Raw genomic sequence first — 18,132 nt, forward strand, 5'->3', positions numbered from 1 at the left:
AACATGACACAACCGCGCGTTGGGCTTGTCCTTGTATCGCATTCGGCCAAGCTCGCTGAAGGCCTAGCAGAGCTTGCCGGTCAAATGGCCGCTGATGTGACCATCCTTCCCGCCGGCGGCTTGGAAGACGGCGGAATCGGAACTTCCTACGACTACATCGAAGGCGCCATCAGCCATGCCCTCGGCCAAGGTCTCGGCGTTGTCGTCCTCACGGACTTGGGCTCGGCCACGATGACCGTTGAGTCTGTTCTTGAGTTCCTTGATGAAGAACAAGTCCGGTTTGTGGACGCCCCACTAGTCGAGGCTGCCGTTGCCGCCGCCACCGCCGCCCAACAAGGCGATGACCTTGCGGCCGTCGCCAGAGCTGCGGAACGGGCCATCGAGGTCTTCGTGCTGAAGAAGTCTGCCGCCGCTGATCCGGTGGATCAAGAGGAGCCCGAAACCAACCCAGATAGGTACTCGCTGACAGTGACTGTGGCTGATGAGGCGGGACTTCACGCCCGTCCAGCCTCCAAGGTCGCGGAGATGGCCGCAGAGGCAGACGGTGTCATTGTCCTTTCCTTTGATGGCGAAGAGGTGGAAGCAGACTCTGCAATGATGCTGATGTCTCTTGGTGCTTGTCAGGGTGCTTCAGTGACTATCAGCGGTGACACTGCTGATAAAGAGGTCATTGACCGGATTGCTACGGGCATTGAGCTGGGGCTCGACGGTTAAGGCGCCAAGGAAATCGATGAGCAGCGGGCAATGACCCCCGTACGCGGGGACCGCGCCCGCTGCCTTCGCATAAGCTATCGGGCAGTGACCTAGCCGAGTCTTCGCGAAAGTGGGAAGTCATGACCCAGCCCGACTATGTGGAACCTAACTACTACGCAGCGGATCCGTACCAGGCTCCGTACCCGCAGGCTTATCCGAATTCCTATGCGGGTTCCTATGCGCCGGTGCCTTATGAAAGGCCATCCACTCAAAACCCGCTCGCCCCATGGGCACTGGGCTTGGCTATCCTTCCGCCACTTATCGACATCGCGCTGACACTCCTCATCAGCCCCGTTGGCTTCATGCTGTCGATGCTTACCATGATCACTGGGTGGTGCGCAGCAGGCCTTGGCGTTGCTGCGCTCATTCTCGGATCGGGGCGACGCCCTGAGCACAGGGGGACCGGTATGGCGGTGTGGGGAATGCTCATTGGCGTGGGCTGGAGCTACATTGCTCCTTTCGTTTCCATGGCACTGATTTTTGTCGTGGGGCCAAATTATTAGCCATCCAATGCGCATAGAGCGCGCAGAGCACAGAAGAAGCGGCGAGGAAGGTTAGGCCTCCTCGCCGCTGAAATCTTTCTGCTCTCCCTAGTCCAGGTAGTCGCGCAACACCTGAGAGCGTGATGGGTGGCGCAGCTTGGACATCGTCTTGGACTCGATCTGGCGAATACGCTCGCGGGTAACGCCGTAGACTTGGCCGATTTCGTCTAAAGTGCGCGGCATGCCATCGGTCAGGCCGAAGCGCAGACGAACCACGCCGGCCTCTCGCTCGGAGAGCGTCGTGAGCACGTCCTGGAGCTGATCCTGCAGCAAGGTGAAGGACACAGCGTCGACAGCAATGACCGCTTCGGAATCCTCAATGAAGTCACCGAGCTGGGAGTCGCCCTCATCACCGATGGTTTGGTCCAGGGAAATGGGTTCACGAGCATACTGCTGGATCTCCAGCACCTTCTCTTCGGTGATATCCATTTCCTTCGCCAGCTCCAGCGGGGTGGGCTCGCGGCCCAAGTCCTGCAGCAGCTCGCGCTGAATGCGGCCCAACTTGTTGATGACTTCCACCATGTGCACCGGAATGCGGATGGTACGAGCCTGATCCGCCATGGCACGAGTAATGGCCTGGCGGATCCACCAGGTCGCATAAGTGGAGAACTTATAGCCCTTGGTGTAGTCGAACTTCTCAACGGCGCGGATCAGACCCAGGTTGCCTTCTTGGATGAGATCTAGGAAGGCCATGCCGCGGCCCGTGTAGCGCTTAGCCAAGGACACCACGAGGCGCAGGTTTGCCTCGAGGAGGTGGTTCTTCGCCTTGCGGCCGTCACGAGCGATGGCGCGCATGTCACGCTTCTCCATGGGGGAGAGCTTGGCGGCCTTGTCGCCTTCGGCGCGAGCCTTCTCCATCTCGTCCATGCGGTATTGAGCGTAGAGGCCTGCCTCGATGCGCTTGGCCAGGGAGACCTCCTGCTCGGCATTGAGCAGGGCGACTTTACCGATCTGCTTGAGGTAGGCGCGGACAGAGTCGGCCGAAGCAGTCAGCTCCGCGTCTTTACGGGCCTGACGCAGGGCAGCGGATTCATCCTCATCCCAGACGGAGGAGCCATCCTCCTCCTCGTCCTCGGAGTCCTCATCCTCCAAATCGTCATCATCGTCACCGAACTCGTCGTCCTCGTCCATCTCCGCGTTGTCCGGATCGAAGTCGATGTCGGCGTCATCGGACGTCTCGGCGTCCAACTCATCGGTCTGATCCTCTGCGAGGTCCTCCGAAGACTCGGCGCTTTCCGGCGAGGTTGCTTTCTTTGCCGCCGACTTGCGCACCGTCTTCTTGGCCGTCTTTTTCGCGGCCTTCTGGGCGGACTTGCGAGTAGTTTTCTTTGTTGCCTTCTTGGCCGTCTTCTTAGCCGTTTTCTTGGCGGTCTTCTTCGCAGTCTTTTTCGCGGTTTTCTTGGCCGTCTTCTTAGCGGTCTTTTTTGCCGTCTTCTTGGCGGTCTTCTGTGCAGGTGCAGATGCCTCGGAGGCGCTCTTGTCCTCGCCGAGTACCTGGTCTGAAGAATCAGTGGCTGCCACGTACGCCCTTTCGACTTGCTCTCTGAGTGGAAAATATGGGGACGCGCAAGTTTGTCGCGACTAGTCCCCGATGCTAGCCCGCCTCCGAGATGAGCGAGGGAGGCGCGCCGCTGGATATTCGATAATCGACAGCCCAGTATAGATCATTTTTGTCAACAGGCGGTGACTGGGGTCAACTAGGGAACGCTGGGACGATATAGATTAGGGGCGAATTCCTTCCTTCGCCGCCATTGCCGCGCCCACGATGCCCGCGCGATTGCGGAGCTGAGCAGCAACGACCGGTGTTTCAATTTTGAGGTGCTCGCCCCACTTGTCGAACTTGCGGGAGATTCCGCCACCGATCACAAAGGCTGAAGGGTTAAACAGCGCCTCATACTCGTGGAGTACGCGGTTGACGCGCTTTGCCCACTGCTTGGACTTGAGACCTTCACGTTCCTTGACCGCGGATGACGCCTGGTGCTCTGCTTCCTTCTCACCAACGATAAGGTGGCCAATCTCCGTATTGGGGAAGAGCTGGCCGTCCAGAAGGAATGCGGAGCCGATGCCCGTGCCCAGGGTGAGGAAGATGACGGGGCCCGAACGTGCAATGTCATCACCGTAGGCCACTTCGGCGAGGCCGGCCGCGTCGGCGTCGTTAAGCACGGTGAAGGGCGCGTCGAGGTACTGGCTCAACAAATCCTGCGCATCCACGCCAATCCAAGACTTATCAATATTCGCCGCGCTGCGAATCACTTGGCCTTTCACCACAGCAGGCATCGTGATTCCGACGGGGCCGTCCCAGCCTTTTTCGGCGACGATTTGGGCAATTACTTTTGCTACGGCTTCCGGCGTAGCGGGCTGGGGAGTAGCGATCTTCAGACGGTCACCGACGAACTCGCCTGTCGCGAGGTCTACCTCGGCGCCCTTGATGCCGGAGCCCCCAACATCAATGCCAAAGGAATGGCCCTGGTGCTCAAGGCTCAATGTCGTGTCCTGGTGCTGTGCTTCTTGCGCGGTCATACTGACAGTCTATGTTGAGCGCGGCGTTGATGTGGCAACAGTGTGAGTTTCGTATCGCTGGCGGAGTCGGCACTGTGCCGTTCCCGTATTAGTGACTGCAGCCGCTCCCGTATTAGTGACCGCATTGTGGGTGGGTGTGAGGAGTGATACTCAGAAAAATATCCAGCACTCCAAGAACGGTGAATGCCCAGCTCATCCTATTAAAATTCGCAGGGTAGGGGGTAGAGGGGTGGGGCGGTTGGTGCCCCCATCGCGGGGCGAGTGTGACACGGGGGCTTGCGTGGTTTAGGATGCCGTCGATAAATAGACGTACCAATCAATCTGACTCACAGGGGCAAGCATTATGGCCACCGATTACGACGCACCGCGTCGCCGCGCAGAAGACGACCTTGAGACCGATTCCCTCGAGGGCCTGAAGGCGGCTGAAAACGATAACAACGGCATGGATGACGATGGTGAAATCGTCGAGGCTTTTGAGCCGCCGTCAGTGGACCTGACCGGTGAGGAGCTCAATGTCACCGTTGTGCCGCGTAAAGAAAACGAATTCACCTGTTCTGTGTGCTACCTGGTGCAATCCAATAAGCGCCTCGACCACGAAGAGGATGGGCAGCCAGTCTGCATGGACTGCGCCTAGCGCAGCAGTTCATCCTGTGCGTGACTCTTAGCCTTGGGCGGCTGCCGCCTGTTCTGGAAGGAAAGCCGCGAGGAGCTTTTCGGGGTTGGTGGAGCCGATGAGCCAATAGGGGGTGGGATCCTCTGGGTCGTCGAGGACGAGCATGACGTGCTCAGGAACCCAGCCATGCGTGACAAGGAAAGCAGCCGGATCGAGCTGTGGTCCCAGCGCATTGCGCCGCGCGGTGGCCGGCACCGCGGTACTGCGGGAGACAACATCGCTAGGCAGCTGTGCGTCCTTCACGGTGAGCCACCGGGTGCCATCGGCATCCTGCTCCACTTGAACTACTGTGTTGGACCACGTCACTAGCACCCACACGGCGATGGCACTAAGCAGAATGGCGGGAATAATGACCCACATGATGCCGCGGTTGAGACTGACCGTGGCCGTGGAAATCGCCACGACGAACGCAGCCATAAACCACCAGTACCACGGCACCCATTGGCGCTCGCGATAGAGGATGACGGGCGATTCAGCAGACGCTGTGGGGGAAACAGGCGATGAATTCGAAGTCATGGCCTCTGAGTCTAGTCGTCGGGGAAGGGCAGAACCCAACGCAACCAAAGGTGCCGGGTAACCGCGGTAGACGCGGCACAAAGCTCCATCCCTCGGGGTAGGGGATGGTGGGGACAAGGTAGGCTGGGCCGCGTGAATGAGCAACACCCCCTTGTAGATCCGGTAAGTCCATTCGGAGACATTCAGATCAAGCGCCTTGATAAGGAGCTTCCGCTGCCGCAGCGAGCCCATCGTGGCGATGCTGGCGCGGATCTCTACGCCGCGCATGACGCTACTCTGCGCCCCGGAGAGCGCGCGCTCGTCGGTACTGGCATTGCTCTTGCCTTGCCAATGGGCACGGTAGGTTTGGTCCACCCGCGTTCGGGCTTGGCGGCCAAGCACGGGATTTCCGTGGTCAACACGCCGGGCACCATCGATGCGGAGTATCGCGGTGAGATTAAGGTGTGCCTTATTAATCACGATCCCGATAAGACCTTTGAGGTCGAGCGTGGGATGCGAATTGCCCAGCTTGTTGTCCAACGAGTGGAGCTCGTGGGCTTCCGCGAAGTCGAGGAACTCGATGACACCGCTCGCGGCGATGGCGGGTACGGATCCACTGGCGTCAACTGAATCAGTTGCTCGTGGCAAAGCCTGCGCGTGCGCGGGCCATACCGAGCAACCCCACATCCGACAAACACAAGTTATCCGGCACAAGACACAGAATGAGGAAGGCACAAAACCATGGCGATGTGGCCCTTTGGCAAAAAGAAGAAGGATGCTGGCAAGGACGAAAGCCAGGACAAGAACACCACCGTCCGCACTGATGCCGCGGACAAAGAAGTAAAAGAAGCAACGGCCGAACCAGCGTCGGCGGAGAGCTTGGCAACGGAGGCCGGAGAAAGTTCGACCGCTGAGGGGCCTGTACAAGCCAGTGCAGGGCTGGTCCGCGAGGATCAGGATGACGTCGAAGGTGTTGCCGGGGTAAAAGCCGTGGCGCACGACGCCATCAACGGTGAGATGGGCCCCTACGACGGCGACAACGTGGATATCGCCGAGTTCAACTTCGAGGACTTCTCCGTCGGCCTTTTGGACCTGGGCTCGATGCGCATCCCGCTGCCGAAGGGCTCGCAGGTGCAGGTAGAAATGGGCCCAGACGGCCCTCGTATGCTCCACATTCTTACGCCGCACGGACGCATGACGCCTGTGGCCTTTGCCGCGCCGCGCACGCCGGGGCAGTGGGCGGAATCTGCCAAGGACATCGTCAAGGGTTTGGAAGCAGATGGGTTTACAGCGCATCCGGAGGATGGTCCTTGGGGTTCTGAAATCGTCGGCACCAGTGATAAGGGCGGAATCCGAATCATTGGTGTGGAAGGGCCGCGGTGGATGTACCGTTTGACCTTGGCCGCTCCTGCGGGCAAGGAAGAGGAGCTAGCGCAGCTGGGACGCGAAGTCGTCGCGCGCACCTTTATCTATCGCGGCGAGCAGCCAATTCTTGCCGGAGGTTCACTTCCCGTGATGCTGCCGCAGCAGCTCGCTGAGCAAGTCCAGCAGGCGCTTCAGGAGCGCCAGCAACAGGCAGCGCAACCATCCAGCGCTCAAAACTCCGCGCCAGCGGATAATGCTGCGGGCGCCGAAAGCGGCGCGGAGGCCGAGGCTCGCGAACAATTGCGCAATCTCGACGACCACGAGAACAAGTAGCGCGCCCTAGGCCATTGGCCGTGACCCTCCCGGCTACTACCGAAAAGGATTGTTGAAACACGTGACCACCCCTATGCCCGAAGGGCGCGATACCACCGAACACGGCACTACGCCCGCCTCTGAGGCCTCCATGGACTCCACGAATACTGAGACACCACAACAGACTGCAGCAGCGACCCCAGCGCCTGAGGCAGAACCGTCGCTGCTCGAACAAATGGGAGGCCTGACCGGTCTGGTGTCTGCGACCCTGCCCGTGCTGGTGCTCATTCCGGTTAACAACATGTGGGGCCTGGGGCCTGCATTGGCCGCAGCGCTCGGTGTGGCGCTGGCTATCAGCCTGTGGCGTTTGGCGCGCAAAGAAACTTTGCAGCCAGCATTTTCCGGGTTGCTGGGTGTCGCCATCTGCGCCGGTATCGCGTGGTTTACAGGAGACGCCAAGGGCTACTTCCTTTATGGAATTTGGATGTCGCTCGTGCTGTTCATCGTGGCGGTTGTCTCCATCATCGTGCGCTGGCCGCTTGTCGGCGTGGTGTGGAAAGGCCTCAACGGCGATGGCATGGGGTGGCGAATCGTGCCGAAGGCACGGCGAGCCTATGCCTTGGCAACGGCGGGTTGGGCCGCGGTCTTCATTGCCCGTTTCGTGGTGCAGCGCGCGCTTTACGACGCCGATGCCACCACCACCCTCGGCATCGTTCGCATCCTCATGGGGTGGCCGCTAACCGGCATCGTCACCATCTTGACCGTCTGGATGGTTCGCCGTGCCAACGCCGCGGTGGAGGAATCACAGGGCGTAGAAGGAGCACAGAGCTCTGAAGACACCAAGGAGAGGATCCATGACTGAGAGTGCTCACAACGCTGCTGATTCAAGCGTTGTCAAAGGGGCGTCCTTCGACACCACCATCGAACGCATGGGGCACGGCGGTGTCGGAATCGGTCAGGCGCCCGACGGGCGCGTGTGTTTCGTCCCCAGTGCTTTCCCGGGCGACCAGGTGAGGGCGACGGTTACCAAGGCGAAGAAGTCCTTCGTGGAAGCGGAGATAATATCCGTCCTCCAGCCAGGTGAGTACCGCGTCGAGTCTTCGTGTCCCGCGGCACAGCGCGGTGCAGGTTGCTGCGATTTCGCCGAGCTAGATCCTGCGGCGGAACCAGGAATCAAGGCCGCCGTCTTGCGCGATCAACTACATAGGGTGGCCCGGCTTGAGGATGTGCCCGAGATTGAGGCTATCGATGTAGCACCGCAGCGCGGGTGGCGCACGAGGGTACGGCTGGGCGTCGACAAGCAAGGCCGTGCCGGTGTGCGCAAGCGCGGCTCCACTGAGCTGATTACAGACGTGGCGTGTACCCAGCTGGTGCCGGGCCTCGTCGCAGGTCTGGTGGGGCCTGACGCCCGCACCTTTAGCCCTGGCGCGGAGGTTATTGCGGTCATGGACAGCGATGGCAACCGCCACGTCGTCGAGACGCGGAAAGCACCGCGCGGTCGGCGCATAGAGACTATCCGGGAAATAATCGAGACTCCGACAGAGGACGTCGTGCAGCGTGCCGACGGTCACGAGTTTCGTTTCCCGGCCACCGCTTTTTGGCAGGCGCACGTGGGCGCGCCCGACGTGTACACCAGTCTCGCACGCGAGTGGCTTGCTGTGGAGGCGGGAGAAAGCAGTGCCGCAGATGAATCCGCGGTCGACGCAGCGGCTTGGGACCTCTATGGAGGGGTAGGGCTTTTCGTTCCTGCTCTGGCAGAAGTCACGGCGCCCCAGGGCGGACACACCACCGTGTTTTCCGTCGATTACTCGCCAGCGGCTGCGGCGGCACAGCCGGGTCTTGCAGAGTATGACGTGCACTTTCGCACCGACAAGGTGGAGCAGGTAGCGAGCCAATTGCCAAAGCCAACGACGGTGGTTTTGGATCCGCCGCGCACCGGTGCTGGCCGGGATGTGGTGGGCGCAATTGCTGAGGCAGCGCCGCAACGCGTTCTGCACATCGGATGCGATCCCGCTACCTTTGCCCGCGATATCGCCGCGTGGTCTGAGAGCGGCTACCGCATACAGCGCTTAGCAATGGTGAATGCTTTTCCCGGAACGCACCACTTTGAAACCCTGGCGCTGTTGGTCCCCGCGGCACAGGTGGCATAGCTTTCGCTTCGGGTGGCGCCGGGGCAATGATTGACGTGTCACGTGTGTTAGCGGGTACGGTGGTAGAGAAGAAAACGATCGATGAAGGGGTTTAAGGCAAGCTCTATGGGCATTCTGGATTCCATTCAATCACCAGGCGATCTCAAAGCCCTGAGCAAGACGCAACTGGGTGAGCTCGCGGCGGAGATTCGCCAGCGCTTGATTGAGAAGGTGTCCGCTACCGGCGGTCACCTTGGCCCTAATTTGGGTGTTGTGGAGCTCACTGTGGCGATCCACCGCGTCTTCGATTCCCCGCGAGATCCCATCGTCTTTGACACCTCCCACCAGGCATATGTGCATAAGATGCTCACGGGCCGTGCCGATCAATTCGATACGCTGCGCCAGAAGGGCGGCTTGTCCGGCTACACGGACCGCGGGGAATCTGAGCACGACTGGACGGAATCCTCCCACGCCTCGGCGTCACTGTCCACGGTGGACGGCCTGTCCAAGGCCTTCAAGATTCGCGGTGAATCGCACCGCAATGCTGTGGCGGTTGTCGGTGACGGCGCCCTGACGGGCGGCATGTGTTGGGAAGCGCTCAACAACATTTCTGCGGATAAAGACCGCAACGTTGTCATCATCGTGAATGACAATGGCCGCTCCTATTCACCGACCATCGGCGGACTCTCAGAAAACCTTGGGCGCATCCGCGCGCAGCATGGCTATGACGAGTTCATGGCGCTGGGCAAGAAGCGCCTGAAGTCCATGGGTTGGGTAGGCGAGCGCACCTTTGACGCTTTGCATGCGGTCAAGGAAGGCGTGAAGTCCACCGTCCTGCCCACCGAGATGTTCCCAGAACTGGGCATCAAATACATTGGTCCGATTAACGGACACGATATCGACGCCGTGGTCCGGGCACTGAGCTACGCCCGCGACTATGACGGCCCCATCATCGTGCATACGGTCACGGAGAAGGGCCACGGCTTCGCCCCAGCGGTCAATGAGCCGAAGGACCAGATGCACTCCACGGGGGCTATCGACCCAGTCACCGGTGTGTCCAAAGGACAGAAGCAACCGGGATGGACTGCGGCCTTCTCCGAGGAACTCATCAAGGCCGGTCATGCCCGCGAGGATATTGTGGCGATAACCGCCGCTATGGCAGGCCCAACGGGATTAGCTCCATTCCAGGAGGAATTCCCAGAGCGCTTCTTCGATGTCGGAATTGCAGAACAACATGCCATGGCCTCTGCGTCCGGCCTGGCGCTGGCAGGTATGCACCCGGTGGTGGCGGTGTATTCCACCTTCCTCAACCGCGCAGTGGACCAAGTGGTCATGGACATCGCGTTGCTGAAGCTGCCCGTCACCATCGTTCTCGATCGCGCCGGCGTCACAGGATCCGATGGTCCCTCGCACAATGGTGTCTGGGACATGGCGCTGATGAGCATCGTCCCGGGTATGCGCATCGCCGCACCGCGCGATGGTGCCCGCTTAAGGGAGCTCTTCAATGAAGCAATTGCCATCGAGGATGGCCCGACGGTAGTGCGCTTCCCTAAGGGCAACCTGCTGGATGATTGTGAGGAGCTCAAGCGCCTCGATGATGGCGTCGACATCCTGCGCTATTCCGATGCTGCTGAATCAGCGGCCGACGCAACGGATGTTCTGATCGTCTCCATCGGCGCCATGAGTGCCCGATCCCTGGGGGCCGCCGAGCGGTTGGAAGCCGAAGGCTTCAACGTGACCGTCGTTGATCCGCGCTGGCCGGTTCCGGTCCCACAATCCATTATCGCGCTGGCTGCGGATCATGACCTCGTGGTCACGGTGGAGGACGGGATCCTGCGTGGCGGCGTGGGTTCCATGGTGGCCGAAGCACTCGATGCTGCCGATGTGGATACCCCCGTGCACCGACTCGGCGTGCCGGGCTGTTTCCCCAAGCACGCCAGCCGCGGTGAGGTTCTTGAGGAATTCGGGCTGACTCCGGAGGGAATCGCAGAGTCCGTCAGCGAGTGGGTAGCTGCCCGCAGCTAAGAACGCGGGGGAGTGGGCGCTACTGCTCCAGCCCGTGGCACAAAAGCGGGGAGGCAAGCTCGATTTGCCACTCGCGCGCGCCCTGGGAACGTAGGAAATCGGGGATATCCGAAGCGTTTGTGATTTCCCCGGCGACGCCACCCTCTGGGCCACACGCCGCCCACACGGCCATGCGTAGCAGGCTGGGTTTGAGAATGAGCTCGTAGCTCATGCCGAGCTCATCGCCGAGGTCCTCGAAGTCACTACGGATTTCGGTGTAGAGCTGCCACAGTTCGGGGAACTCCCGGCTAAAAACTGATTTGGAAGGAACCGGGCGCGGGCTGCGCAGTACCTTCGGCCATTGCTGGCGCGGGCTGGCCAGTGCGGTTTCAACCGCGTCGAGCCACCGCAAGGTCGCACCCCCGCGGCGTCGGGGAAAACCCTTGATTTGGTTGATTTCGCGTGGCGAGCGGGGCACGCGGCGAGCAATGTCCACCAACACGCGGTGCGGTAGCACTCGGTTGGGTGCCACGTCCTGGGTGCGCGCGATAGATTCGCGGCGCTGCCACAGCTCGCGAGCCACGGCGAGCTGCTCGCCGGAGCGAAGCGAGGACACGCCCTTGAGATCCCGCCACGAGCGGGGCTCGGGGCCTTTAATGCGCGCGTGGTCGTCGACTATCTTCTCAAACTCCTCATAGGCCCAGTCGAGTTTTTCCTCCTCCGCGAGGATATCGCGCAAGGTCACAGCGAGCTCATTGAGTAACTCCACGTCAAGCGCCGCATAATTGCGCCACGACCGGGGAATGGGGGTTTCGGACCAGTCGGAATCGCCGTAGCCTTTTTCCAATTGGACGTCGAAAAGCTCCAGCACCATTGCTGCCAAGTTGGGGTGGGCAAAGCCGGCGAAGCGGGCGGCCAGCTCGGTATCGAAGAGCCTGCCTGGGTACAAGCCCAGCCAGGCTAGGCAAGGAAGATCGGAGGGGGCCGCATGGACGACCCATTCTTGGCCGTTGAGCACCGGTGCTAAGGCCGCGCGAAGCTCAGTCCTGTGGTGTTCCGGGGCGAGCAAAAAAGTGCCCGCACCTTCTCGGCGAATCTGTACTAGGAACGCGCGATCGTCATAGCGGTAAGCTGACGCGCGTTCGGTGTCGATGGCGAAGGGGCCAGTTCCAGCTGCCAGGCGGTCGGCGGCGGCGTGAAATTCACGGGGAGAAAGCAGGACCTTTGGTGTTCCGTCAACCGGTACCTGGCGCAGTTCAGTCATGTTAGCGCCCGAGCTCCGCTACGCCTTCTGGTGGCAGCCCTGCAACGAGGGAAAGAACTTGCGCAAAAGCTTCCACGTGTGGGGCGAGATCTAGGCCGGCGGCGGTCCAGGAGGCGCGCATTTCTAGTTGGTAGGCGCGCGGCGGGCCGCCGATCTCGCCGAATCGAACCGAGGCGGTCGACGTGACGGTGCCGCCCAGGTTCGTATGGGTCGCCTCGCGCACGTCGAGGGATTCGGTAAGCCATTCCCAGGCGACGTCGGGAAGCAGCGGATCCCCAGCGACGGCATCGTCCAAGTCTGCTTGGATGTAGGCCACGAGGCGCATTGCGCCTTCCCAGGCCTCCTCAGCGCCGGGATCGTGGAGCAGGATGAGGCGGCCGAAGGCATCGCCGTCAGAGTCGGTGGGAATGATGGCCCCGTGCTCGTTGCGTTCAACTTCCAAGCCGATGGCGTGGCTAAACGGTGCCAGCCGCTGCGGTGGGCGGATGGTGCCCAACGTGATTTCTGGGCGCAGCTGTGCGGCATGGAGAGACTCAACGGCCTCCGTGAAGGCGGCCGGGGTGCTCGGCTCCGCAGGGCGCGAATCGGCGGGGGAGGCGGCGGCGCGATCGTGCAGGTTGGTCGGTGCCCCTGCGAGGTTGCGCGAAGAAACGTCGGAATTGCTCACGGGGAACAACGTATAAGCTCCGCCCTCGTGGCGGTGGAAGGCGCGCCGAAGGCTAGTGGCGCGAGGGGTCGTCTCCAACTTATGATGGATGCGAAACTCTGTCGGTTGAAAGAAGGAGAAAGGCATGTCGAAGGTCAACTTCGCCGAGCTCAATAAGGTCCAGCGCTATTCGCAGCACGCGGTTTTTCAAGTAATCCCCGGTGCGCTGGGCACCGAGCGCGAGGAGATCGTGGCGCAGGCACAGAAGTTCTTCGCGGATTTGGAGGAAGCAGGCGTGGTTACCGTTCGCGGTATCTATGATCTCTCCGGGATGCGGGAGAGCGCTGACTTCATGATCTGGTGGCACGCTGAGGAATTCGCCGACATCCAGAAGGCCTTTGCGGACTTCCGCCGCGAGACCGTCCTGGGCCAAGTATCTGAGGTGACCTGGGTGGGCAATGCACTGCACCGCCCAGCGGAGTTCAACAAGTCCCACCTGCCGTCCTTCATTATGGGCGAAGAGCCCGGCGAGTGGATTTCCGTCTACCCCTTCGTGCGCTCTTATGACTGGTACACCATGGATGAGGAAAAGCGCCGCCGCATCCTCATGGAGCACGGCATGCAGGCACGTGATTATCCGGACGTGCGCGCGAACACTGTGCCGGCCTTCGCGCTGGGTGACTATGAGTGGATCCTGGCCTTTGAGGCTCCGGAACTGCACCGCATCGTGGACCTGATGTACCTCATGCGTTACACCGAGGCTCGTCACCACGTGCGTGAGGAGATTCCTTTCCACACCGGCCGTCGCGTGAAGGACGTGGCGGAGCTCATCGCGATTCTGCCTTAAGAGCCGCGATAATTCGCGGTAGCTGCCGCGAAAGGCGCCGGAAGCCGGTTGAGGGTTTAGTCCTCGACCGGCTTTTCTTCTAGATCGAGGCAGATGGAATTGATGCAGTAGCGCAGGTCCGTCGGCGTATCGTAGCCCTCCCCTTCGAAGACGTGGCCGAGGTGGGATTCACAGTTAGCGCACAGTACCTCGATGCGGCGCATTCCCAGCGAATTGTCTTCGCGCTCAATGATGGCGTCGCCGGCCAGAGGGGAGAAGAAGGACGGCCAGCCGCAGTGCGACTCAAATTTTTCCGTGGAGCGGAAGAGCTCAGCACCACAGGCGCGGCAGGAGTACACGCCTTCGGTAGTCGTGTTGGTGTACTCGCCGACGTGCGGTGCTTCCGTTCCGGCCTCACGCAGAACGTGGTACTCCTCGGGGCTTAACCGCTTGCGCCATTCGGTATCTGCAATGAGCTTGAAATCAGTCATGCTGGGAGTTTATCGCTAGCTTGAGGCTTTGGGCTAGTGCCTCGCTCCGCGGACCACCAGCCGGCCACGGTGGTGGCGGTCACCACGATGAGCAGTCCCCACCCAATGGTGGCGATGAAGACGCTCATCCAGTGTGCGGCGGTGGGCATGCTTGTCGACGTCCACTCGAGCGGCGCCAAGAATAAAAATGCGGCCAACCATGCTCCCCACGTGTGGAAGACCGAGCGCCCGAGCATCACCGTAAACAGCATGGGGATAAGCCACATGGAGTAGTACTGCTGACCCAGGGAGGAAAGGAAGAAGATGCCGACCATGATGGCACCACTTGTGCTCAGCGCCCAGAAGGTGGGCTCGCTGTTGCGCCAGCGTAGAAGCCCGAGGATGGCCACTGCGGCTAGCGCCGCGAAAAGGAGCCAGATGGGGTAGTAGATGATGCCGGGGAGATCGAAGTAAGCGCGCACGCCCGGCCACGAGGCATTGGCATAATCGCGCGTTGTCGCCAGGTAGGGAAGAAGATTGGCGCGGAAGCCTTCCACGCCCGGGACGATCGGCCAAGCAGCAAGGTTGCTCACTAGCGGTATAGCCACGCCCAAACCTGCAGTGAGCCAGCGCTTGCGCACTAAAGCGAGGAAGAGCAGCGGGGCAAATTGCGGCTTAACCAGAATCGCCAGACCGATGCACAGCCCGGCGGCCCATCCGTGTTTATCCAACAAGACTAGAAACGCCACCATGGCGAGTAGTAGCACGCCGTTTATATTGGTAAAGACCAACGTGTTGATGACCGATTCGGTAGCGAAGGCAGCAGCGACGCTGACTGGCCACAAGGGGCCTCGCAGGCTGTGGCCTACGAAGCGAGTCAGTAGGGCCAAGGCGGCGACGATGGCCGCGGCGTTGGCCAGGATGAAGGCGATGCGCGCGTGTTCCTCGGAAACAAGCCCCAAGGGGGATAGGAGGAGCGTTGCGCCCGGGTTGTATAGGTAGAGCGGCTCGACGAAGGAATAGTTCTGTTCGTAGACCGGGTTGCCCTCCCACAGGTTCCGGATTGCGCGGTAGACGGTGCCGAAATCATCGGTCACCGTGCCGTTGAAGGCGAGTACGAACACGCGATGGAAAACCAAGACTATGGCGGCGGGCCACGCGGCGGCCGTCCACAGTCGCGCGGAATCTGAGGTTGAGGGAGCCGGAGAAGTCACGGCAGCACAGTTTACGGTGTTTGGGTTCGTCGATAGCGCAGAAACACCGTGCTGTCGACAGCAGCAACGTTCTCCAACTCGAGCTTGAGCGCAGGGGAGGTGGCTTTGCCATCGATGACGGGCTTTTCGACGGAGGGCGATAGGTGCGGGTCGAGCGTCAAATAGAGCTTGTCCACAAGCCCTTCGGCGATAAAGGCGGAGTACACGGAAGGGCCGCCCTCACAACTGATGCGGCGTGCGCCCTGGGCGCGAAGGGCAGCAATAGCCTCGCTCATGGTTCCGGTACCTGTGCTGATGACTTCGGCGCCGGCGTCGGCTAAGCGCCGTGCCTCGGGTGACGATGCGCGTTCCTCCGGGGTAAGCACGATGGGGCCTGCTGCAATGAAACCCTCGAACCCGGCAAAGTCAAGGGAGTGACTGAGTACGGCGAGCCGCGTGCTTGTCGACGGTCCGTACTCTTCCGACTTCACCGTGGCTGAGCCGACGACGGCAATGTCGGCCCACTCGCGCAGTGCGGCGAAGAGTTCAACGTCGGTGGCGTTGCCCATTGGCCCTGAGGTTCCATCGATGGTGGCGGAGCCGTGGAGCGTACTCACCGCAATCAAGCGGATTCCTTCTCGGTCGGGCCCCATGAGGTGTTTTATCAGAGCAGTGTCACTCATGGCGCCCCACGGTACCTGAAATGTCGACGACGGCTTAGGGCGTGGGATTGGCCGGAGCGTATGTGATCAGGCGCGTTGGAACCGCCATGTGCCGAAGCGCAGCGCAGAGGCTCCCCAATGCAATAGCAGGAGCACCAATAAAGCAAGGGACAACCGGTGCCAGCCTTCATCCCAGGAGCCAAGGCACAAAGTGCCGACAGGGAATGTGGAGCCCCACCAGCCTGGGCCATAAGGGGCCCACGCGACTACCGCTTGGTAAAAGCAATACATTGCGAATACTACGCAGGGCGCACCAATGATGAACATGATGATGCCGTAGATGTGGGCGTTAAAAAGCAGTGTCGAGGCCGCCGTTGACTGTCCAACCACGCCGAGCGGGATCCATGCCGTACCCGCAGCCGCCTCGCGCGGCCTATCTTGACGACGTGCTAAAGACCAATAGCAATAAGCGAACAGCGGAATTGCGGTGATGAATGTGAGGAAGAAGCACAGCTCACCGGCATAGTGGTAGTACTGCCCGTGATTGATAGCCAGTTGACCCGCGGAGGTCGCCGCCACCATGGGGGAGACCAGCGCCAGCCCCCAAGGAAACGCGGGCTTGTCGTAGTGGTGCTGCTGTTTGAACAACCCCCACAGCTGCCACAGACAGACCACGACCGAAAGCGGTGCGCCAATCCACCAACTTGCCAACTGGAAGGCATCAGTTCCGGTCAGCGCGGTCCATGCCGAGCCGCACGCCAGCAGGCCCATCGTGTACATGCCCCACCCAGCCATATTCTGGTGCCGAGGCGGTTCATTTTTCGTTCCCACGGTAAAAATCACCAGCAGAACAGCTGCGATAAGAGCAAAAACAATTTGGCCTACGCGTAGACCATGCAAACCCGACAAAGTTGACGCAATTGAGGTTCCCATCAGGGAGCCTGCCCAGGCTGGGCCGTACTTTGGCAACTGCACATCTATCACCCTATGCCTGCACGTGTTGCTATTGAACCATTATGGAGTTATCGGGTAACTACGCGCGGGGGCAGGTCCAATATCGTGCAGGCATTATCAACCATGCCGTGCCCCAACGGGTTGAGCTATCGTGTCTGGCTTTCTTGGCCAGTTTCAGGAACAATGAGAAAATACCCCCGCGTGAACAGATAAATGCGGATTCGTTTTCCACATAGTATCCACGCGGAGGCTTGTGTTATACGCTGCACGTCTTTTACCTGCAGCTTTAATGGTGGTCCTAGCTGGGATTGAACCAGCGACCTTTCCGGTGTGAACGGAACGCTCTCCCACTGAGCTATAGAACCTCGGTGCAGCACTTAAGGTACACCGCGCGTATGGAAACCCCTAATCGTCCAGCTCAACCGTGCTTTCATTTACTCTGCGTGCATTTATTCTGGTTGGTTGCTCGCGACTGTAAGGGTGTAGTGGCTACTCAGGGCTGTGCGAGAACGGATGGATCTTGGAGTTCTCCCGACAGTACTAGTGTGTTCCTAGTGCAATCATGCGCAATCACTGTAACCGCAGTCTCAATCACATTAATGTAATCCATGCGCTGTTGGATGGTTGGGGATTAGTGCTGTGGGCTGCGGATTTGGAAACTGGGTCGGTGCACGATAAAGTTTCTTCTCGCACCACGGCATACCAGCCGGGAACGTGCAATGCGGATGTAGCGCAGTTGGTAGCGCATCACCTTGCCAAGGTGAGGGTCGCGAGTTCGAGTCTCGTCATCCGCTCCAGCACATGTAGTGTGTGAGGCGGTATCGCCACGGTGGAATGGCCGAGTGGTGAGGCAACGGTCTGCAAAACCGTGCACACGGGTTCGATTCCCGTTTCCACCTCAAAAGCTGGCGCCCAACTTCGGGTGCTGTGAGCGCGTTTAGCTCAGCGGGAGAGCGCTTCCCTGACACGGAAGAGGTCACTGGTTCAATCCCAGTATCGCGCACAAGGACTTAGTCCTAGAAACCGGGCCTGGTTTCGAATGCGGATGTAGCGCAGTTGGTAGCGCATCACCTTGCCAAGGTGAGGGTCGCGAGTTCGAGTCTCGTCATCCGCTCCAAGGCTTTCTTGATGCTAGAGGGAATCTTGAGCAAGTAAATAGCCTTGATAAATGGATAAGCGCGATTAGCTCAGTGGGAGAGCGCTTCCCTGACACGGAAGAGGTCACTGGTTCAATCCCAGTATCGCGCACAGGGAGTTCCTTACGGACTCCGTGACAAACTCCGGTTTGTCGCGCGGATGTAGCGCAGTTGGTAGCGCATCACCT

General features: G+C 60.3%; 18 protein-coding genes and 6 tRNA genes. 14 read left to right on the top strand and 10 right to left on the bottom strand.

Going from position 1 to position 18,132, the window contains the following annotated elements:
* Positions 1 to 3: 3 nt before the first annotated feature.
* Both dhaM and HMPREF2808_RS04365 read left to right on the top strand, forming a co-directional pair.
* A complete protein-coding gene (gene dhaM / locus HMPREF2808_RS04360) occupies positions 4 to 714 on the top strand; it encodes a dihydroxyacetone kinase phosphoryl donor subunit DhaM (RefSeq protein WP_070623910.1) in 711 nt (236 codons plus the stop codon).
* Between the two features lie 119 nt (positions 715 to 833).
* Positions 834 to 1,256: a hypothetical protein gene (locus tag HMPREF2808_RS04365; RefSeq protein ID WP_070623912.1), complete on the top strand. Its 423-nt coding sequence runs from the start codon at positions 834 to 836 to the stop codon at positions 1,254 to 1,256.
* An 87-nt stretch (positions 1,257 to 1,343) separates the two neighbouring features.
* On the opposite strand, the gene HMPREF2808_RS04370 is transcribed toward HMPREF2808_RS04365, so the two are convergent.
* Both HMPREF2808_RS04370 and ppgK read right to left on the bottom strand, forming a co-directional pair.
* On the bottom strand, positions 1,344 to 2,816 hold the full coding sequence (locus HMPREF2808_RS04370; protein WP_070563188.1) for an RNA polymerase sigma factor: 1,473 nt from the start codon (positions 2,814 to 2,816) through the stop codon (positions 1,344 to 1,346).
* 201 nt (positions 2,817 to 3,017) lie between these two features.
* Positions 3,018 to 3,815, bottom strand: coding sequence for a polyphosphate--glucose phosphotransferase (gene ppgK, locus HMPREF2808_RS04375; protein ID WP_070531305.1), 798 nt, complete (start codon positions 3,813 to 3,815; stop codon positions 3,018 to 3,020).
* 343 nt (positions 3,816 to 4,158) lie between these two features.
* Between ppgK and HMPREF2808_RS04380 the strand changes: the two genes are divergently transcribed.
* The gene (locus HMPREF2808_RS04380; protein WP_070531301.1) at positions 4,159 to 4,449 is read left to right on the top strand and encodes a DUF4193 domain-containing protein; all 291 of its coding nucleotides are present in this window, start codon (positions 4,159 to 4,161) and stop codon (positions 4,447 to 4,449) included.
* A gap of 27 nt (positions 4,450 to 4,476) precedes the next feature.
* On the opposite strand, the gene HMPREF2808_RS04385 is transcribed toward HMPREF2808_RS04380, so the two are convergent.
* Entirely contained in the window at positions 4,477 to 5,004 is a 528-nt protein-coding gene (locus HMPREF2808_RS04385) for a DUF3093 domain-containing protein (RefSeq protein WP_070531297.1), read from the bottom strand.
* A gap of 132 nt (positions 5,005 to 5,136) precedes the next feature.
* Between HMPREF2808_RS04385 and dut the strand changes: the two genes are divergently transcribed.
* The 5 genes from dut (at position 5,137) to dxs (ending at position 10,814) form a co-directional block, all read left to right on the top strand.
* A complete protein-coding gene (gene dut, locus HMPREF2808_RS04390) occupies positions 5,137 to 5,613 on the top strand; it encodes a dUTP diphosphatase (protein ID WP_070623916.1) in 477 nt (158 codons plus the stop codon).
* 111 nt (positions 5,614 to 5,724) lie between these two features.
* Positions 5,725 to 6,681: a DUF3710 domain-containing protein gene (locus tag HMPREF2808_RS04395; protein WP_070623920.1), complete on the top strand. Its 957-nt coding sequence runs from the start codon at positions 5,725 to 5,727 to the stop codon at positions 6,679 to 6,681.
* 130 nt (positions 6,682 to 6,811) lie between these two features.
* Positions 6,812 to 7,522 (top strand): DUF3159 domain-containing protein, encoded by a 711-nt coding sequence (locus HMPREF2808_RS04400; RefSeq protein ID WP_371325874.1) that lies wholly within the window; start codon positions 6,812 to 6,814, stop codon positions 7,520 to 7,522.
* Positions 7,515 to 8,810: a class I SAM-dependent RNA methyltransferase gene (locus HMPREF2808_RS04405; protein ID WP_070623922.1), complete on the top strand. Its 1,296-nt coding sequence runs from the start codon at positions 7,515 to 7,517 to the stop codon at positions 8,808 to 8,810. Before HMPREF2808_RS04400 ends, HMPREF2808_RS04405 begins: the two co-directional genes overlap by 8 nt.
* Before the next feature lie 105 nt (positions 8,811 to 8,915).
* A complete protein-coding gene (gene dxs / locus HMPREF2808_RS04410) occupies positions 8,916 to 10,814 on the top strand; it encodes a 1-deoxy-D-xylulose-5-phosphate synthase (protein WP_070522048.1) in 1,899 nt (632 codons plus the stop codon).
* A gap of 19 nt (positions 10,815 to 10,833) precedes the next feature.
* Here the strand turns inward: dxs and HMPREF2808_RS04415 are convergent, their stop codons facing one another.
* Both HMPREF2808_RS04415 and HMPREF2808_RS04420 read right to left on the bottom strand, forming a co-directional pair.
* Entirely contained in the window at positions 10,834 to 12,057 is a 1,224-nt protein-coding gene (locus tag HMPREF2808_RS04415) for an HRDC domain-containing protein (RefSeq protein ID WP_070522051.1), read from the bottom strand.
* Position 12,058: 1 nt separating this feature from the next.
* The gene (locus tag HMPREF2808_RS04420; RefSeq protein WP_070522234.1) at positions 12,059 to 12,673 is read right to left on the bottom strand and encodes a DUF3000 domain-containing protein; all 615 of its coding nucleotides are present in this window, start codon (positions 12,671 to 12,673) and stop codon (positions 12,059 to 12,061) included.
* A 175-nt stretch (positions 12,674 to 12,848) separates the two neighbouring features.
* Here HMPREF2808_RS04420 and hemQ point away from each other — a divergent pair, with 175 nt between their 5' ends.
* Positions 12,849 to 13,550, top strand: coding sequence for a hydrogen peroxide-dependent heme synthase (gene hemQ, locus HMPREF2808_RS04425; protein ID WP_070522054.1), 702 nt, complete (start codon positions 12,849 to 12,851; stop codon positions 13,548 to 13,550).
* Positions 13,551 to 13,606: 56 nt separating this feature from the next.
* Here hemQ and msrB read toward each other — a convergent pair whose 3' ends face one another.
* The 5 genes from msrB to HMPREF2808_RS04450 all read right to left on the bottom strand — a co-directional run bounded on the left by msrB (position 13,607) and on the right by HMPREF2808_RS04450 (position 17,173).
* Positions 13,607 to 14,020, bottom strand: coding sequence for a peptide-methionine (R)-S-oxide reductase MsrB (gene msrB / locus HMPREF2808_RS04430; protein WP_070522057.1), 414 nt, complete (start codon positions 14,018 to 14,020; stop codon positions 13,607 to 13,609).
* Positions 14,017 to 15,213, bottom strand: a complete 1,197-nt coding sequence (locus HMPREF2808_RS04435) for a glycosyltransferase family 87 protein (RefSeq protein WP_070522060.1) — start codon at positions 15,211 to 15,213, stop codon at positions 14,017 to 14,019. The genes msrB and HMPREF2808_RS04435 overlap by 4 nt, the downstream gene beginning before the upstream one ends.
* An 11-nt stretch (positions 15,214 to 15,224) precedes the next feature.
* On the bottom strand, positions 15,225 to 15,875 hold the full coding sequence (locus HMPREF2808_RS04440; protein WP_070623926.1) for a dihydrofolate reductase family protein: 651 nt from the start codon (positions 15,873 to 15,875) through the stop codon (positions 15,225 to 15,227).
* A gap of 66 nt (positions 15,876 to 15,941) precedes the next feature.
* Positions 15,942 to 16,829, bottom strand: a complete 888-nt coding sequence (locus HMPREF2808_RS04445) for a TDT family transporter (RefSeq protein ID WP_083309027.1) — start codon at positions 16,827 to 16,829, stop codon at positions 15,942 to 15,944.
* Positions 16,830 to 17,098: 269 nt separating this feature from the next.
* Positions 17,099 to 17,173 (bottom strand) — tRNA-Val (locus HMPREF2808_RS04450).
* A gap of 356 nt (positions 17,174 to 17,529) precedes the next feature.
* Between HMPREF2808_RS04450 and HMPREF2808_RS04455 the strand changes: the two genes are divergently transcribed.
* The 5 genes from HMPREF2808_RS04455 (at position 17,530) to HMPREF2808_RS04475 (ending at position 18,056) form a co-directional block, all read left to right on the top strand.
* Positions 17,530 to 17,605 (top strand) — tRNA-Gly (locus HMPREF2808_RS04455).
* Between the two features lie 31 nt (positions 17,606 to 17,636).
* Positions 17,637 to 17,707: transfer RNA gene (locus HMPREF2808_RS04460), tRNA-Cys, on the top strand.
* 32 nt (positions 17,708 to 17,739) lie between these two features.
* Positions 17,740 to 17,811, top strand: a tRNA-Val gene (locus tag HMPREF2808_RS04465).
* A 38-nt stretch (positions 17,812 to 17,849) separates the two neighbouring features.
* A tRNA-Gly gene (locus HMPREF2808_RS04470) sits at positions 17,850 to 17,925 on the top strand.
* 59 nt (positions 17,926 to 17,984) lie between these two features.
* Positions 17,985 to 18,056, top strand: a tRNA-Val gene (locus HMPREF2808_RS04475).
* The last annotated feature ends 76 nt before the right edge of the window (positions 18,057 to 18,132 follow it).

The sequence above is a fragment of the Corynebacterium sp. HMSC078A10 genome (assembly GCF_001811565.1).
Lineage (GTDB): Bacteria > Actinomycetota > Actinomycetes > Mycobacteriales > Mycobacteriaceae > Corynebacterium > Corynebacterium hesseae.

What these genes read in the sequence shown, in the direction of transcription:
- dhaM (WP_070623910.1), top strand. Translation starts at nt 4, where the DNA reads ATGACACAACCGCGCGTTGGGCTTGTCCTTGTATCGCATTCGGCCAAG.
- HMPREF2808_RS04365 (WP_070623912.1), top strand. Translation starts at nt 834, where the DNA reads ATGACCCAGCCCGACTATGTGGAACCTAACTACTACGCAGCGGATCCG.
- ppgK (WP_070531305.1), bottom strand. Translation starts at nt 3,815, where the DNA reads ATGACCGCGCAAGAAGCACAGCACCAGGACACGACATTGAGCCTTGAG.
- HMPREF2808_RS04380 (WP_070531301.1), top strand. Translation starts at nt 4,159, where the DNA reads ATGGCCACCGATTACGACGCACCGCGTCGCCGCGCAGAAGACGACCTT.
- HMPREF2808_RS04385 (WP_070531297.1), bottom strand. Translation starts at nt 5,004, where the DNA reads ATGACTTCGAATTCATCGCCTGTTTCCCCCACAGCGTCTGCTGAATCG.
- HMPREF2808_RS04395 (WP_070623920.1), top strand. Translation starts at nt 5,725, where the DNA reads ATGGCGATGTGGCCCTTTGGCAAAAAGAAGAAGGATGCTGGCAAGGAC.
- HMPREF2808_RS04400 (WP_371325874.1), top strand. Translation starts at nt 6,812, where the DNA reads ATGGACTCCACGAATACTGAGACACCACAACAGACTGCAGCAGCGACC.
- HMPREF2808_RS04405 (WP_070623922.1), top strand. Translation starts at nt 7,515, where the DNA reads ATGACTGAGAGTGCTCACAACGCTGCTGATTCAAGCGTTGTCAAAGGG.
- dxs (WP_070522048.1), top strand. Translation starts at nt 8,916, where the DNA reads ATGGGCATTCTGGATTCCATTCAATCACCAGGCGATCTCAAAGCCCTG.
- HMPREF2808_RS04415 (WP_070522051.1), bottom strand. Translation starts at nt 12,057, where the DNA reads ATGACTGAACTGCGCCAGGTACCGGTTGACGGAACACCAAAGGTCCTG.
- hemQ (WP_070522054.1), top strand. Translation starts at nt 12,849, where the DNA reads ATGTCGAAGGTCAACTTCGCCGAGCTCAATAAGGTCCAGCGCTATTCG.
- msrB (WP_070522057.1), bottom strand. Translation starts at nt 14,020, where the DNA reads ATGACTGATTTCAAGCTCATTGCAGATACCGAATGGCGCAAGCGGTTA.
- HMPREF2808_RS04440 (WP_070623926.1), bottom strand. Translation starts at nt 15,875, where the DNA reads ATGAGTGACACTGCTCTGATAAAACACCTCATGGGGCCCGACCGAGAA.